The sequence below is a fragment of the Verruconatronum alginivorum genome (assembly GCF_056590205.1).
Map to the genome: position 1 here is coordinate 42532 of NZ_JBWPVQ010000001.1, position 16937 is coordinate 59468.

Consider the following 16937-nt stretch of genomic DNA (forward strand, 5'->3'; position numbering starts at 1 on the left):
GGCGGAAGCTCCCCCCGCGGATGACCGAATCTGAGAGCCCAGCATGACTCCCGAGACAGCCCAGAGACCTGTCTTCATAAATTCCCGTCGGCAAAAAGTAACCCGTATTCCATTCATATCCATTTTCATCTCCCCTCAACAATTTTATCGTCTGGCACAATCATGTTAACCGAGTTCCTTCACTCTTCGGAGACCAGTCCTATTGGATGCGCCCTGGTTCCCGCACCGATCGTCCTATTTCGCCCGTGGCCGTGTCACCCAGCTCTTCCCGCATCTGGTTGATCAGTTTCTTCAGTTCGAGAACGATTTCCGGATGCTCATGCGCAAGATTCCGGGTTTCCTCGGGATTATCCACAAGGTTATACAATGCAAGACAATGATCAACAGGCCGCTCAGTCCCACGTTGTCCACCAAAACGGGGCACCGGAGCGTGCGCTTCGGTGTGTTCAACCTGAAGCTTCCACTGGCCTTTTCGCACCGCATGAAGGGCGCCTTGGTGACTGTAGAAAAAGAATGCTTCGTGCGGAGAGGTCGCCCCTGGTCCTCCGGTCAATAAGGGCCAGATATCTTTCCCGTCGATTACATTATCCGACAACTCACCTCCCACAAGGGCGGCAAGCGTGGGGACAAAATCCATAGCTGTAGCGATCTCGTCGCAAACCAGGCCACTGGGGATCTGCCCAGACCACCGAACGATGCAGGGAACGCGCTGGCCACCGTCAAAGGTCTGTTTTTTGGCCCCGCGTAAGGGAAAAGCCGAACCGCCATGATCACCAAAAAGTGTCCATGGGCCATTGTCCGAGGTGTAAATGACAATCGTATTTTCGTCGAGCCCCTGGTCTTTCAATGCCTGAAGCACTTGGCCGGTCGACCAATCCAACTCGGCGATCACGTCGCCATAAAGACCGCGTTCAGTCGTGCCGGCGAACTTCTCGCTGACGAACAACGGGGTATGCGGCATGTTGTGAGCCAAATAGAGAAAGAACGGTTCCTCTCGATTCCTCTCAATATAATCAACCGCCCGTTCGGTGTACCGACGAGTTAACAACCGTTGATCCGGATTTACTTCAATCACCTCACGACCTTCGTAGAACTGGACCCCGGCCTTACCCAACCGCCTCTCCTCTCGCGTGGACCGCCTCGGACCAAGGTCGTTTGAGGAAGGCGTCCCGTAGAACTCGTCGAAACCATGATTCCATGGCATAAACGGTTCGTGATCACCCAGGTGCCACTTCCCGATAAGCGTAGTGACATAACCTCGCTCTTTGAGAATCTCTGAAAGTAATTTCTCATCATCGCTAATACCAATTTTTTCTCCCCACGGAAGAATGACGCCAGGTAAACCAACGCGCTTCGGATAAGCGCCAGTCAATAGAGCGGCACGCGAAGCGGAGCATACACTCGAAGCGACATAAAAATTGGTAAACCGAATACCATCCGCAGCCATTTCATCTAAATACGGCGTCTCAAAACCTCGCGCCCCGTAAACCCCAATATCCTCGTAGCCCTGGTCATCCGTCAGAATCAATACAATATTGGGCCGATCCGCCGGATCTCGCGGCAATTTGGTCTCACTCGCCAAACAATCAGGATTGCCATGCAGCATCAATACCACCGCCACTGACGTTACAATGCCGACGTTTCCACTAAACCAATCGTTACATTTCATACATGATACTTAGGTTAAGAATAAATCCCGAGGCTGAAACCTGGCCCGTCCCCGCACAAAATAGCGCGCATCGATGGATGGCCCCAATCCAGCACTTTCTTTCCATAATCAGGTTCTTCGTTCATAAACGATTACAGGCACTCGCCGCAATCGTCCTCTGAATACATAGCATGAATTCACATGGCAGGAGGCACTGGTTTGTGATTGATTTTGCGTTTCTCTGCCCAAGCGTCGCCTAATCGAAAACCAAACGAATGCCGCGTTCTTCGGCATAACGTGCAAACTCACAGTCCCAGAAAACCAAGCGGCAACCGGGTGATTTCGAGGTCTTCCTTCCCGACCGAATAAAGGGTGTAGAGCCACCCATCATTGACCACCGAGCTGTTATAGGCGAAGCCACCTGTCCGGCCGCCGATGCCGTCGAATCGGTAACCGCGGGGAGCGTCGTTCCGCAATGAATACACCCGATCAAAGCGGAGACCGTCCTGGCTGACCGCCAAGGTCAGAGGATCACGGAAAAGGTATTCGCCCGAATCAAGTTCCGCGATTTGCCCTCCGATCAACAGAACCATCCCATCAGGCAGTGTCACAGCTTCGGTCCGGTTCGGGGAATCGGGAATATCGGTCGGATACGGCGTCGCCCACTCGCCCACTTCGTCCCGGAAACTCACATACATCCTGTTGTTGTGACGCATACCCCGACTGGGGTGGAACCTGAGCAATAAGACTTCCTCTCCGTCCGCGGCCCGGTAGGTGAACGGTTCGATCAGGTTGGCGCCGTCGACGCCCCGGCGCGGGACTCCCTCGCCGAACTGCGCCCACCAACTGACCACCGAATTTTCGCGATACCACCCAAGGATAGCTTCCGCCGTTTCCGGCGCGGAGTATGGATCGCGCCCACGCATGTATTCCGGCAGGATCTGCGTTCGCGGTTCCGGACGCAAAGTAAACGGCTCACCCCATTCCCCGTCGCCCAACCACTCCCGAGCCACGGGGTAAGATGACCCCGCCGTTCCGCCCCGACGTCCATACACGACTGCAAAACACCGGTCGTCGACTACCACCCACCGGTCGGGCCGCAGGGAAACGCCCGGCTCGCCCCGCGGGCGAACCGGCTCCGGAGCCGCAAACAAAACGTTCGGACCATCCCATTTCATTCCGTCAGCAGAAGTTGAATACAAAACCCGCTGACCGGTGGCATCCTCTCCCAGCGGATGATTGCTCCACATCGCGAAAAACCGTCCCTGAAAATACCCGAGCGCGGCATGATGATTAAACGCGCCGTCGGCACGCGATTTTGGTCGCCAGACGACATGGTGCTCCGCTTCCCGAAGGATCGGAAAGCCGCCGCCCGGTTCACTTAAATTCGCATATCCCGCGTTCCACATCGGGATCACCGGTTTGCCGGTTGCCGCAACCCGTTGGCCTTCGCCCACAAAAGCCTTGGCATGGTTCCCACGGCCCGACAGATCGCGCATCTCCGTCACCTTGCCATCCGCAACAACGACTTCCGCGGCATCGAGGAAAAGGACGAGCCCATCCTTCACCGGGGGCTCGAAACCGCTCCTCCCCTCCGCCCGCAAATAACGACCGATCAAGAACGCCTCGATCCTTCTCAATTCATTTGCGGAAAGAGCGCGATTATACGCTAGAACGGCCGCGATCTCGCCGGAGAAGAATTGATCGGGATGGTGCCCTCCGCCGGCTCCGATCCGGACGAAATGGTGTTTGCCTGGATTGGCGTTCGCCCCGTCGGTTTCGCCTTCGAATCGTTCACCGTTCGCCCGAACCGCAATCGCGCGCATAACGCCATCCGCTTGCCACAAATTCGCCCCGAGCACGAACTCTCCCGGCGGCAGCGAGCCTCGCCCTGATGAAACCGCCACCGATCCTCCGGAAGCGTCGCGGTTTTCCACCCGTAGTTGGTTGCCTCCCGCCGTGTATATGCTATGCACGGAGGGCCGACCGGGAGCGCCGGGGTTTTCCGCATCCACGGTGTCGAACGAAAAACTGACCACCCGGCGGAGCCCAATCTCGTTCGGCCGGAAAACCGCCAACGTGGTTTTAGCGCGACCATCGAATCCCGCAGGATCGGCGGACACCTCCAGGTATTGCCGAATGCCGTCAAACAAGACCGCCGGACCTCCTGCCGGAGTAACCCCCTCGACCAGCGACGGAGCTGGACGAGGCGTCGTTTCAGTCGTCTTGAACAAACGGGTGCCGACTTCGACCTCAAGTGGGGGGACGGCTTCGGTTATGGAGGCCGTCCCCAAGAGGCATGCGACGACCGCCGCCCATCTCGTCACCCGCCTGGCCGACGATCGACGCACCTTCTTCAGTCTCATCCGCACGTCTAGATTACCAGCCCCACTCGTGGCGATGGTCTCCGACGGACAGCGCGGCGACATGGCCATCCAGGAAAAGATAGTTCCGGGTATTACCATGCACCGGGGTATTGGAAATACCGATATTGGCGACGTTATGAGGACGCCCATCCGAATCCGCGATCAGCCAGATCCGGCTGGGAGGGAGTCCCGACCGATCCAACAATTCCGAATACCGCGCGGTCGGAACATCATCCTGGTTACCGCCCCGCTGCCAACCGAGAGGGTAAAGGGCGACCCCACGGGCATCGCGCTGACTGTCGTTGGAACGCAAGGGACGGGGTCGTCCGGCCACATCCCTCGGATCGAAAATCGCGGCGTGGGCGGGACAGACAAAGACCTCGATCAGCGTCTCCGGATCATTGTTTTCGAGTCCGACATATGGTCCGAGAACCCGGCTGAACTCGCCCGACATGAATGGATCGATGTAGATAAAGGTCGGTCCCGGCATCACATCGTCGCTATCCACGATGTAAGCGTTGATGGCGACTCCGACTTGGCGAAGGTTGCTGCGGCAATTCGCGTCCCTGGCTGATTCGCGGACTTTTCCCACGACCGGAATCAAAATCGCGGCCAGAATGCCAATGATGGCGATGACGGTCAGCAATTCGATCAGAGTGAATGCGCCCCGGTCCCGGCGCGAAAGGTGTAGCAATGGATTTTTCATACGTTCGTATTTTGAATTTTGCGGGTCTCCTTATTTCAATGATTCATCGATTTCACTCGTCGAGCGAAATCGAAACTCTAAGAAACTGTTTCTCGGAATTACTGATCGGTGCGACGGCCCGGGCATAGAGCAATCCCGGAGTGTCATCAATGATCTCCACTTCACCGGGTCCGGAGCGCCAGTCGATAAGGTCGTTGCTCACTTCCACCAGGAAGGTCACCGACCCGGCGTCAGGGTTAGTTTCCAACGAGATCGTCAAATACTCTTCTCCGTTGTGTTCCTCAATCACCGGCGCCGGCAACCCGTCCCGAGTCGCTTCGGTCGGATCAAGTCCGAGGGCGAATTTCACCAAGTTCAGAATTCCGTCGCCACTGGCATCGGCATCGGGTCCCTGGAGGTGCTCCGGCACATCAAAACCGGCGATCCACGCCTGGTAGGCGCCTGGCACTTCGCCGGAAGTCATGTATCGTTGGTACAAATACGTCTCTACCTGCTCGAGCTCGGAGGAAGACAACTCGCGATTAAAGACCACGATGGCGGCCAGATCCCCATGGTAAAAATCGTCGACCGTGGCGCGGGCCGAGGATCCGATCCGGATTCGCTCGTGATCCGCCGGATTCGCGTCGGCTCCGGAAAGGTGTCCGACGAAACGCTCGTTCGCCGGGTTGCGGACGATCGAATAAATATCCCCGCTGGCCATCCAGTGGTTGATCCCGACATGAAACTGGTTCAGGACGACCGAGCCGTTGGGGGACGAAACCAAGGCGGTCCCGGCGGAAGCGGTGCGGTTCGAGATGCGCAGATTGCCCGACGCTTGGGTGAACATGCTGTTGGTCAATTCCCGGCCCGGTGAATTGGCGACCTCGGTATTGGTGATTCCATATCGCATATCGATCAGGCGGCGCAATCCGAACGTATGCGGACTGAAAACGGCGATGGTGGTTTTCTCGCGCCCATCGAAACTGGCCGGATTTCCGGCGATCTCCAGATATTGCCGGACTCCGTCGAACCGGACCGCGCCTCTGCCCGCCGGGGTCGCCTCCGCCACAAAGACCGGTGCGATGCGCGGCTCCTCGAAGAGGAAGCTCTCGGCGTCGTTCCCATGAATGGAGGTGTCGACCATTTTAGTCACGATGTCACCTTCGGTTTCGATGTTGGCGGAATTCAAGTGAAGCACGAGTCCCGCCGTCACCGGCGGTTGCCCCGGATCCCCGCCCGCCGGGCCGGCGCCAAGGTAGACCTGGTGGAGATATTCCTCCACCTGGGTCAACTCGGACTCCGACAACGCTCGGTTGTAGATCAACACCCCCGCCAGTTCGCCCCGGTAGAACGATTCGGATTGCACGTTCGGATTTACCCCGCTCGGTCCCCCGGTACCAAGCCGCGTGAACAGGTGGTCGGTCGGCTCCGGATCGACACCTGTTTGCTGGGTGACGAAGCGTTGGTTGGCTACGTTCCGGACAAACAACTGCGTTTCTCCGGCGGTATTGACTGTCGTCCCCCCAACGTAAAATTCCCCTGCCGCCACCGAGCCCGCCGGGGAGGAGAAATTCAGATTCCCGCTCGCATGACGGTGGGTCACCCGCAACGTGCCTCCGTCGGTCGTGGTCGCGAAGAGGCTCTCGGTCATGTAGTAGGGAAAACCGGCCCCCGAGGCGTAGCCGGACGTAATAAAACGGCCCGGGAGACCGAGTCGCCCGGCCCGAAACACGGTCAGGATCGTTTTCTCCCGACCGTCAAAGGATTCCGGATTCGGAGCGATCTCCATGTATCCGCCCTGCCCGTCGAAACTGATTGCATCCATTCCCGACGGCGTGGCTCCGGCGAGGAGTGTCGGTTTGCTCGGCGGTTCCGCACCCTCGACATGCACCTCGGCGTCGTTTCCTTTACCGGAAAGGTCCAGGAATTTGAAAACTCGTTCCCCCTGCAATTCAACATTGGCGGCACTCAAGTGGACGCTCAGCCCGTCCACGACCGGAAGAGGACCTCCGGATCCCGTGCCCAGATAAAGCTCATGGAGATATTGCTCGACCTCTTCGATTTCGGGCTGGGAAAGCTGCCGGTTGTAAACGAGAAACGCGGCGATCTCCCCGCCGAAAAAGAGTTCTGGCGTCACTGTGTCGGTCGCGGTGCTTGCCGCCAACCGGGTGTGAATGTGGCCTACCGGGAAAGCGTTGGCTCCAATCGTGTGATGTTGGAAACGCTCGTTGGAGGTGTTGCGAAGGATCGATACTGTGTCCCCATTCTCCCGCCATTGAACGGCGCCGACGTAGAATTCGCCCGCGGCCAACGAGCCGGACGGGGTCGAAACCGCGATCGATTGCCCGTCCGGATTTCGGTTCTGCACCCGCAACGCGCCGCCGGCCGCGTCCCCTGAATCGGCCCACATGACGTTCGTGCGGGTCCGTCCCGAAGGTTGATTTTCGACCGACACCCAGTCGTCAATGATGGCGTAAGCGGTATTCGTGATTCGACCGGCGGTGGTCCCTCCATCCAGGCGATCGGCCCGGAAAACTACAAAGGTTGTCTTCTCGCGACCGTCGAAATCGTCGGTGTTACTTGCGATTTCCGCGTATCCGCCGACCCCATCGAAACGAACAGCGTTCTGACCGGAAGGCGTCACTGCTTGCAATAGAATCGGTCGAGTCGGCCGCGGTGGGGTCATGTCGAGTGCGTCGTTGCCCGCCCCCGAGCGGTCGGTCCAGCGGACGACATGGCCATTGTCCAGCTCCACTGACTCATCGTCCAAGTAAAGGCTCAAACCATCAGTGACCGGAAATCCGTCCGGCAAGTCGGCGAGAACGTGGCAAGTGAATCCCACGAAAAAAAGCCCGGTTAGGGCGAGGAGGAGGGTACTGAGTGAGGTGATAAGCTTCATAGGAGTTGGGTGTCAGTCGAGTGGTTCAATTTTTTGAGATCTTGTCTGAAGACTCCCTTATCATCACGCACCGCGGTCCGATTTCAAAGAGTTCATCATGTTATTATAACACGACCTATTGTCCGCATGGGGAGGGTTCATACGGATCGGAAGGCGATTGGTTTTCGGGCGAAGCGCTTTGGAGTGCGGTGCGTCCCCGCACCGCTTTCGAAATGATCCGCGATGGCCGCACGCTCGACAGTCATTCGACCACCAGGGTTATTCGCGCACTCGAAAGCTCCGCGGGGACGTGGAGCACTCCAAAGAGGCTCCGCCTCGGAAACCACAGCGTACAGTCCGGATGTTGCTTAGCCTCTGTTCAACTTCGCTGTTCATGCTGGTTGCAGAGCGGCGAAATCGGAGGGTTGGCTTCCAGCCGACCTGCATCCGACACCGACGCCGACGGCGGACGGCAGGATGCCATCCCTCCCAGTGCGGGCGATTTTCATTTCATGATATTCGCCCGTGCGCAGCGCGAGATGGCGGCTTCAATGGAAACGTCACCGTCCATACGGACCGGAGGGCGCTCTCGTTTTCGCGCGAAGCGCTTGTTACGAAATGATCCGCGATGGCCGCACGCTCGACAGTCATTCGACCACCAGGGTTATTCGCGCACTCGAAAGCTCCGCGGGGACGCGGAGCACTCCAAAGAGGCTCCGCCTCGGAAATCAAGTTTCATGCTGGGTTGTTCCCGGGCTCAGTCCGGATGCCATCCCCACCCAGAGAGAACTACAAGCCAAGGGACGAAAGCGGCACCCGGGTGATTTCGATGTCTTCCTTACCGATAGAATAAAGGGTGTAGAGCCACCCATCATGCACCAGGGAACTGGAATACGCGAAACCACCGGTGCGACCGCCGATGCCATCGAACCGGTAACTAGTGGGAGCGCCATGGCGCAGCGAATAAACCCGATCAAAATGATACCCGTCATCGCTTATCGCCAAGGTCAACGGATCACGGAAAAAGTAACCGCCGTGGTCCAACGCAGGGGCCATTTGGTTCCCGACGAGAATCACTTGACCGCCCGGCCGGACGATCGGCTCGGTGCGACTCGGCGAGTCCGGAATATCCGTCGGATACGGCGTCGCCCACTCGCCGTCTTCATCCCGGAAACTCACATACATCCGGTTGTTGTGACGCAATGCCGCCCCGCTCGGATGAAATCGCATCAACAATACCAACTCTCCATCGGCCGCCCGATAAGTCAGGGGCTCAATCAGATTTGCCCCATCAATCCCGTTGCGGGGCACCCCTTCGCCGAACTGAGCCCACCAGCTCACTTCCCCGTTGGCCTCATATTGAGCGAGAATCGCGGCGGCGTCATCCGGATTCCAATACGGATCGGAGTCTCGCATGTAAACTGGCAACACCCCTGTCCGCGGTTCGGGATGGAGGGTAAATGGGGTTCCGAACGTCCCGTCGGGGAACCACTCCCGGGCGACCGGCAACGACGAGTTCGCCGTTCCCTGGGTGCGGGAATAGGCGATCGCGAAACAACGGTCGTCGATGACGATCCACCGGTCCGGTCGCAAGGTCACCCCCGGTTCCCCTCGATCGCGGATCTCATCCGGGGCAGGAAATAGCTCCTGGGGAGCGCTCCAAGTCGCACCGGTCGGGGAAGTGGACAGGAGCACGCGCTGCCCGGAAGCGTCCTCCCCGAGAGGATGATTGCTCCACATAGCGAGAAATTTTCCGTTGAAATATCCGAGCGCGGCGTGATGGTTGAACGCTCCTTCCTCCCGTGCCTGGGGATGCCAGACCACCCGATGCTGCGCCTCGCTCAAGATCGGAAAACCTCCCCCGGGCTGGTTTAGATTCGCGTATCCTGCCGACCACATCGAAACCACCGGCGTTCCGGGGGGGACCGAATTGGGAGCTTGCCCGGTGACGGATTCGCTGGCGAACCCGCGACGCCCGAGTTCCAGCCACTTCCGGTTACCATCGAGCGCCAGTTCCACCCGGAAAAACCGTTGCCCCTCCCCTTCGAACGGCATCGCGGATCGAAGCGACAAGCTCGCCCCATTCGATTCCCGCAGGAGGAAATCCGACGGTCGGGAAGTCCAGTCGACCAAATCCCGACTGGTCTCCACCACCAAGTCGACGAATGGATTCCTCGCTGCGGATAGAACCGGCACGGCCTCGCCGCCCACTTCTTCAACCCCGACCCTGGGGAGACGGCTTCTATCGGGGGAATGCGGATTGAGTCCAAAAGCAAACATTTCCAAGTTGGTCAATCCGTTCCCGAAAGCATCCCTGTCGGGTTCGGTTTCTTCTCCGACGAGCCCATGCTCCGTCGCCCATTGATAATATTTCTCGATCGGATCAAACGGCTCAATGTATCGTTCATGCAAATACACCTCGACCGCGGTTCGTTCCGCTTCCGAGAGTTCGCGGTTGAACACTGCCACCGCCGCCAGTTCCCCATGAAAAAAATTTGCCGGAACCAATCCACCCGCCGCGCCAATACGGGCTCGCTGGTGGTCTCCCGGATTTGCGTCAGCGCCGGTGGTGGAGGCCGACGCTGTTGCTCCCGCTTCATTGCGAACGAACGCGATGGTTCCCCCATCCGCCTGCCACAGGTTTCCTCCAACCACGAATTCTCCCGGAGCCACAGAACCCGGCGGAGTCGAAACCGCGATCGAGTTCCCGGTCCGACTTCGGTTTTCGACCCGCACCGCCCCACTGGTGTGAGTATATATGCTGTGCGCGGAAACCCTCTCGGGAGCGGCGGGGTCTTCCGAATCGATAGTCCCGAAGGAGAGATTTACCACCCGCCGGAGTCCGAACGAATCCGCCCGAAAAACCGCGAAGGAGGTTTTCGCCCGGCCATCGAAATCGCCCGGATTCGGCGCGACCTCCAGGTATTGGGTTTCGCCGTCAAATCGAACGGCCGGGCGACCCGCCGCGGTGGCTCCAGCTCGATAGGTCGGACCGGCTCCGTCCACCTCCTCGGCATGGTTTCCCGACCCCGAACGGTCGATCATGCGGATCACCCGGGATCCGTCTTTCTCGATCGAATCCGCGTCAAGGTAAAGCACCAGCCCTCCGGTAACCGGAAGCCCTTCCGGCAAGGTTCCAGCGGATACTGAAAACATCCACCCGGCGCCGCACGCCGCGACGGTAAAACAAACGACTCGACGAAAGTTGTCTTTGGATCTCATCATGCGGAAGATCCATTTCGGCGCCCGCCCTTCATATCACGGGAGCCGTCGAATTCCGGTCCGCCCGCCGCCACATAGCCGCGACTGGCCCCAGAGGCGTCCGGCGCCACCCAGAAGGAATAGAGTTTGCCATTCTGCAGATAAAAGCGGAAGCGGACCGGCCGCCCCCTCAATCGCCGAAGGCCGTCCGTCCCCCTCCAACTTAACGCGACCCGAGTCGAATCAGTCGATACCGCTTCACTGTTTTCCCGACTGAAGGGACCGATCACGTTGCCTTCGAGGTCCACGACTTCCGCCCGCAAACTTCCGCCGGATGCATCGACATTCACGAACAGTCGCTCCCCGTCGAAGGTGACCGGCCGGGTGGTCAAGGTTCCGCCGGAGTTCCCGGCGTTCATCGAGACGAACCCGTCGCGACGGAGTTTTGCGATCCCGGTGCTTCCGTTGGCATACATCCCGTTGAGCATCCAGTCGGGATTATGGTTCGCCTGATCTCCGCTGAACCCGGTGTAGTAAAACCACAGTTCGTCTCCCATAACCAGGCAGACGCCGCCCACCGATTGGACGTATCCACGATCCCAATCCCCCGGTCGTCGGGTCGACTCGATAAAAGTCTCTCGGTCCGGACGATGCCAATGAAACCCATCGCGGCTGTAGGCCAGGTTCAGATCGGTGATCTTCGGGATCCCCTGCTCCATGCAAACGCTGTTCGTCGGGCCGCGGTGAATTTGGTAGAACCCGAGCATCAAGCTCTCGTAGGCGACGGCGTCGAGGTTGTAAAGTTGCGCCCGGTCTCCGATCTCCGGGTCAGCCGGATCAAGCCGGTCGGCTTTTGCCCAAAACACCAAATCGTCATCCGTCCATTTGGCTCCTTCCAGAAAGTTCTCATGCTCCCGGTAATAACGGGCCCGTCCACCCGGCACCCGGAGGCGCCCGCTGGAGCGGACGCTGTAAACCCATTTCTTTCTGAATGGGTTATAAAACATCGTGCTCCGGTCTCCGAGGTCGCCGGTCGGCACCGGCGGACTCCAGTCAATCCCGTCGGCAGACACCATGCTGAACCCCGGCGAAACCGCTCCGCCGGGTCCCCGCAAGAACATCTTGAACCGTTCCGCGGGATTATCGGTATCGTGATCGAGAAACACCGTGGTCGAGTCAGGCCGGAGGGTGAAAACGAATCCGTTCGTTTCCCCATGGACCGGCATGGATGGCCTCTCCCAATGGATACCATCCGAACTGGTGGCATAAGCCATCGTGCCAAGCCAACCCGCTTCGTACCACATTTTGAATACACCATCCTTCGGATCCCACCATACGCCGCCCCCTTTGGGTGTAGCGACCGGCAAATTGCGTTGCTTCTCAAGATCCGTCTCCGGTTTCAAGACCGGATTTCCTTCATATTTGCGAGCCTTGTGGTATTCCCGCCGCAGATCGGTCTCCTCCACCAGAAAATCATCGACGAACAACTGACGCCCAACGTCAATCGGCACCACCTCGGGGCGGTCTTCCAGATACGGAACCGGCATCGGAGCCCGTGTCCGGGGATCGATGTCCACCGGCGGCCACGTCTCCGGAAGACGGATTCCGTTGGGCAACGTCTCTCCGCCCTGGACCCGACGCCCCCGAACGCCCCGTTCCCCGGCGATGGGGGCGCTGGGCCGATCCGAAGCCCGGGCCGCCCCCGAACCGATCGCCAAGCCAGCGGCGGCGGCCATTCCCTTTTTCACAAATTCGCGACGACTGAAATGTTCCATGTTTCCGTAATTTTCCGTTGTTTTGCTTTCCCTTGGGTTGAACTCATTTTCCCGACACGCCGGTGGCCCGATGGATCAACTGTTTCAATCGTCCCGTCTGCGAGACAATCCGTCCGGCCAATACATCTTCTTCGGTAAAACTCGCCAGCAGGATTTCCCTCGCCCGCATCCGGTCATGATCGTAGGCGATGTGAATGGTCCCGTCGGCCGCCTGGTCGCCGTCCGGATACGAGACCCCAATGCGCTCGTCGATCACAAGGCCGCCCCGCCAGGTTCGCCCGTCGTCGTGCGACAAATACGCCACCAACCGGGCCCGAAACGTGCGGCTTTCATGCACCCCTTCCCCGTGGAGCCATTCGCCGTCCAGCTCCGGATTGTGTTTAACCAACAACAAATTGCCGGATCGAAGGGTGCGCACGAAAAAACGGGCGGGCACATGCGGAATCGGCTCTTCGGGAGACTCTTCCCAACTCTCCCCTTGATCCCGCGAAAGTTTCATCACAATCCCCTGCTCTTCGTCCCGAACAAAGAAGCGAAGGTCGCCGTCTCGCTGCTCAATAACGCTGTGTTCGTCGAAAAGCACTCCTGGCAACCGGACCGTACTCAAGCGGGAAAACGTTTCGCCCCGGTCGCGGGTGACGTAGACATGCGACCCGACATCCTCCTCCGACCAACGAACCCGTTCCGGGGGCACGTAATGCGGCGAATCTTCCGTAAGGCCATGGTTGGGCCGCTGGTTCCAGATCGCGATCGGGAAAAGCCAATCTCCCGATCGCAACGCGGTCGGTTTGTTCAGCATGATCCCGTCCGTGATGCGGAACGGCTCCGACCATTCCGGTTCGGCCGCATCCGGATCGTCACTACGAATCGCCCAAACCCCGGCCCGTCCATCCCACAAAACATGCCCTTGGCAAAAGAAGATCCAAAGCCGTCCCTCCGGATCGGTCCAAATCGCCGGATCAAAGACCCGCACCTCGTTTCGAATCACCAGGCGGACGCGGGACCAGGTCCGACCATGGTCGTCGCTGCTGGCGGCCATGACGTAGTTCCCCGGGCCCGGCCCCGGCCCTCCCCCATACCAAACAGCCCAAAGACGTCCCTCCGGAGTGATCGCCAAACCGGGAATTCCCTGGAACGTCCGACTGCCGGGCCCGTATTCAGGCCCCGGATCCAACACCACCTCCGGGGGGATCAGGGCCGGATCATCGTCAACGGTCGCCGACGACATGGCGGGAAACAACAAACCGACGACAACCATCGCCGTCGCCACCAGGAAACAGGAGCGGGGATTCATCATGAACAAAAAGGAATTCGCACGGAGAACAGATTCAAACCAAGGGCGCCCCACAAACATGACAACGCCCCCGTTGAGTTTACGCCGCCCACCATAAGCTCCGGTCAAATCCGGGCACAACCCGGATCTCATGTTATGGCAACATGATTGGCTACTGATTCCTCAAGCCAGACCGGCGTTTTTTCAATGCCCAGACCACCGGCGGCGTCAGCCACAATAGAATCGCGACCACGCCGAGGACGGCGGCGACGGGGCGGGAGAAAAAGGCGAGGAAGTTTCCGTCGGCGGCGGCCAGGGTTTGGATAAACCGTTCCTCCAGGGGACCACCGAGGATGATTCCGAGCACCACCGGTCCCAAGGGAATGGCCCGGCGGTCGAAAAGGAATCCCAGCACCCCCATCAATCCCATCACGAGGACATCAAAATAACTTCCATTGATCGCATAGGAGCCCGTAATGCAAAACAGAAGGATCACCGGAAGCAAAACTCGTTTCGGAGTCCGGCGGATTAACCTGCCGGTCTTGATCGCCGCGATTCCCGCGACGATCAAAACCAGATTGGCCAGGATGAACAAAAGATAAATGCTGTAAACGACGTCCGCCTGGTTCGTGAAAATATCGGGTCCCGGGGTCACGTCTTTCATCAGGAGAACGCCGATGATGATCGCCGTCACCGAATCGCCGGGGATCGCGAATACCAGCGCCGGAATCCACGCCCCGGCCAGGGCGGCGCTTTTCGCCGCGGCACCGTCCCCCACCCCATCAAGCGAACCGTTGCCGTAATCGTCCGGGTTTTTCGAAAAACGCTTCGACGCCGCCACCGAAACCCACGACCCGATGTCAGCCCCCGCCCCCGGAAGCATCCCGACCGAAGACCCGATCGCTCCCGATCGCATCGCATGATACTTTCGCTTCCAAAGGAAGGGAAACGACTCACGGAAAACCGACGCGCCCTTCTCCTCCCCCTCTCCGGGAGTGCCGTTTTTCTCTCCCAGGGTCGGGGCGAACATATTGCGGAGGATTTCCGAAACGCCGAACAATCCGATCATCGCCGGAATGAAGTTAATTCCTTGATACAACTCCGGGCGCCCGAAAGTCAGACGGGCCTCCGCATGGACCGCGCTCAACCCAATCGCTCCCAACAACAATCCGATCGCCAACGCCAACAGGCCCCGCAACAACGATCCGCGGGAGACGATCACCGCACAGGTGAGGCCGAGCAAATACAACCAAAAATACTCCACCACACTGAACGTCTTCGCCGCAAAGGTAGCCAGAAACGGCGCGAACAGCACCAGGATCACCACCCCGAACAATCCTCCCGCCACACTGAAGGCCAGGCAGGTGCCCAGGGCCATCCCGCTTTTCCCGGCGGTCGTCAGCTTATACGCGTCTTCGGTATAGGCGGCGCTGGCCGGAGTGCCCGGAATCCGCAACAACGCGTTCGGAATGTCGCCGGCGAATATGGCGCAAACCGTCAAGGTGACCAACGCGGCCAAAGCGGGCACCGGGTCCATGAAATAAACCACGGGAATCAACAAGGCCACCGCCATCGTCGCGGTCAACCCGGGCACCGCTCCCATGAATACCCCGTAAAAGGCGGCGGCGATCACCACCATCCAGACATAAGGACTCAAGAACACCTGCTGCACTGCCTGTAAAAATGCGTCTTCCATCACGAACTACTTCAATTTTTTCTGCCGCGTTCCGGTCCACATTTTCCGTCGGCCTACCACCCGAAAATTCCCCGCGGTAACGGCACCCGCAGGTAAATCGCAAAAATCTGATACACGACGACGACCAAAACGAATGCGATCGCGATCGCCACCTGCCACCGCACCCCGAGGCGCCACATCAGCGAAGCGACAATGGCAAAGCCGGTGACCACGAACCCGACGATTTCCGCTAGCAACAAATAGGCGAGGATCCCGGCCAGGATTTCCCCCGCCCGCCTGACTCCCCGCCACGAGAAATCATCGGAAGTCTCGGTCCGCAAAAGGCCTTTATTGAGAATCAGTATCAAAAATGTAATGACAGCGATCATCCCGAGTATCGACGGGAAGACCATCGGGCCGACCATGTCCCGGCCCATGTCTTGGAACGCTTCGCTGGTCAGCAATTCCCCAAATGTCGCATCGAGTTGCGCCAGTTGTTCGCCAAACTCTTCCGGGCCCGCGTAGGCCCAGTTGAAGCCGGCCCGCCGCATAAACTCCCGGTATTCGTCGCCGTTGACCACCCGCTCCAACGCTTCGGCCAACGTGACCGCCACATCGTTCGGTGTCCCGGCCGGCATCCCGATACCACGCCAAGTACCGAGCACCGCGTCGACTCCTTGCTCTTTCATCGTCGGGATGTCGGGAAACTGAGCCAACCGTTCCTCCGCCATCACCCCGAGCGAACGAATCTCCCCGGCTTCCAACAGAGATCGGGCTTCCGGCAGACTGCAACTCACGATATCGAGTCCACCGGCCATCAACTCCTGCAACGAGGGCGAGGAGCCTTCGATCGAGATCCAGCGGACCGCGTCGGGCTCCTGACCGATCTCCGTCAACCAACCGGCCATCGCGATATGCCAGATCCCCCCGAGCGCCGTCCCCGACGCCCGCAACGTCCGCGGATGCGCCCGAACATGTTCGTTCAACTCTTCGAGGGTCTGCCAAGGCGCGTCTTTCCGCACGAACAAGGCCGCCGGATCCCGATTGACCAATGCCCCCGGACGATAATCCCGGTAATTAACCGGAGTCAGATCGCGCCAATGAAGCATGTTCAACTCCACCGTCATCAGGGTGATGGTGTATCCATCGGGCCGAGCCAACGCCCCCCGGGTGTGGCCGGTCACCCCGGATGCCCCGGTCGCGTTGACTACGTTCACCGGGACTCCCAGTTCGGTTTCCAATCCGACGGCCAACTGACGCGCCACCCGGTCGGTCCCGCCCCCGGCCGCCCATGGGCAGATCAGAATGATCGGACGATCCGGGAAATCCACCGCCCGCTCCCCGCACCCCGTTACCAGCAGTGCCACGAAAACGAGCGTCACCCACTGAAGCCAGGACCGGGGCCGCAATCGAGTTCCCGCTTTCATGCCGGGCTT

Annotated in this window: 9 protein-coding genes; all 9 read right to left on the bottom strand. The window is 59.2% G+C overall.

Annotation, left to right across the window (positions count from 1 at the left end):
• Nucleotides 1-199: 199 nt before the first annotated feature.
• The 9 genes from ACWUI2_RS00095 to ACWUI2_RS00135 all read right to left on the bottom strand — a co-directional run bounded on the left by ACWUI2_RS00095 (nt 200) and on the right by ACWUI2_RS00135 (nt 16928).
• Nucleotides 200-1669, bottom strand: coding sequence for a sulfatase family protein (locus ACWUI2_RS00095; protein WP_486980824.1), 1470 nt, complete (start codon nt 1667-1669; stop codon nt 200-202).
• A gap of 284 nt (nt 1670-1953) precedes the next feature.
• Nucleotides 1954-4014 carry an exo-alpha-sialidase gene (locus ACWUI2_RS00100; RefSeq protein ID WP_486980825.1) on the bottom strand — a complete coding sequence of 687 codons (2061 nt, stop codon included), beginning with the start codon at nt 4012-4014 and terminating at the stop codon, nt 1954-1956.
• A gap of 13 nt (nt 4015-4027) precedes the next feature.
• Nucleotides 4028-4720, bottom strand: coding sequence for a prepilin-type N-terminal cleavage/methylation domain-containing protein (locus ACWUI2_RS00105; protein WP_486980826.1), 693 nt, complete (start codon nt 4718-4720; stop codon nt 4028-4030).
• Nucleotides 4721-4772: 52 nt separating this feature from the next.
• Nucleotides 4773-7598, bottom strand: coding sequence for a hypothetical protein (locus ACWUI2_RS00110; RefSeq protein WP_486980827.1), 2826 nt, complete (start codon nt 7596-7598; stop codon nt 4773-4775).
• A 768-nt stretch (nt 7599-8366) separates the two neighbouring features.
• Nucleotides 8367-10802 carry an exo-alpha-sialidase gene (locus ACWUI2_RS00115; RefSeq protein ID WP_486980828.1) on the bottom strand — a complete coding sequence of 812 codons (2436 nt, stop codon included), beginning with the start codon at nt 10800-10802 and terminating at the stop codon, nt 8367-8369.
• Nucleotides 10799-12553, bottom strand: a complete 1755-nt coding sequence (locus ACWUI2_RS00120; RefSeq protein WP_486980829.1) for a glycosyl hydrolase family 32 — start codon at nt 12551-12553, stop codon at nt 10799-10801. The genes ACWUI2_RS00115 and ACWUI2_RS00120 overlap by 4 nt, the downstream gene beginning before the upstream one ends.
• Before the next feature lie 43 nt (nt 12554-12596).
• A complete protein-coding gene (locus ACWUI2_RS00125) occupies nt 12597-13850 on the bottom strand; it encodes a sialidase family protein (protein ID WP_486980830.1) in 1254 nt (417 codons plus the stop codon).
• 148 nt (nt 13851-13998) lie between these two features.
• Nucleotides 13999-15522: a tripartite tricarboxylate transporter permease gene (locus tag ACWUI2_RS00130; RefSeq protein ID WP_486980831.1), complete on the bottom strand. Its 1524-nt coding sequence runs from the start codon at nt 15520-15522 to the stop codon at nt 13999-14001.
• 53 nt (nt 15523-15575) lie between these two features.
• The gene (locus ACWUI2_RS00135; protein WP_486980832.1) at nt 15576-16928 is read right to left on the bottom strand and encodes a tripartite tricarboxylate transporter substrate-binding protein; all 1353 of its coding nucleotides are present in this window, start codon (nt 16926-16928) and stop codon (nt 15576-15578) included.
• Nucleotides 16929-16937: the final 9 nt, after the last annotated feature.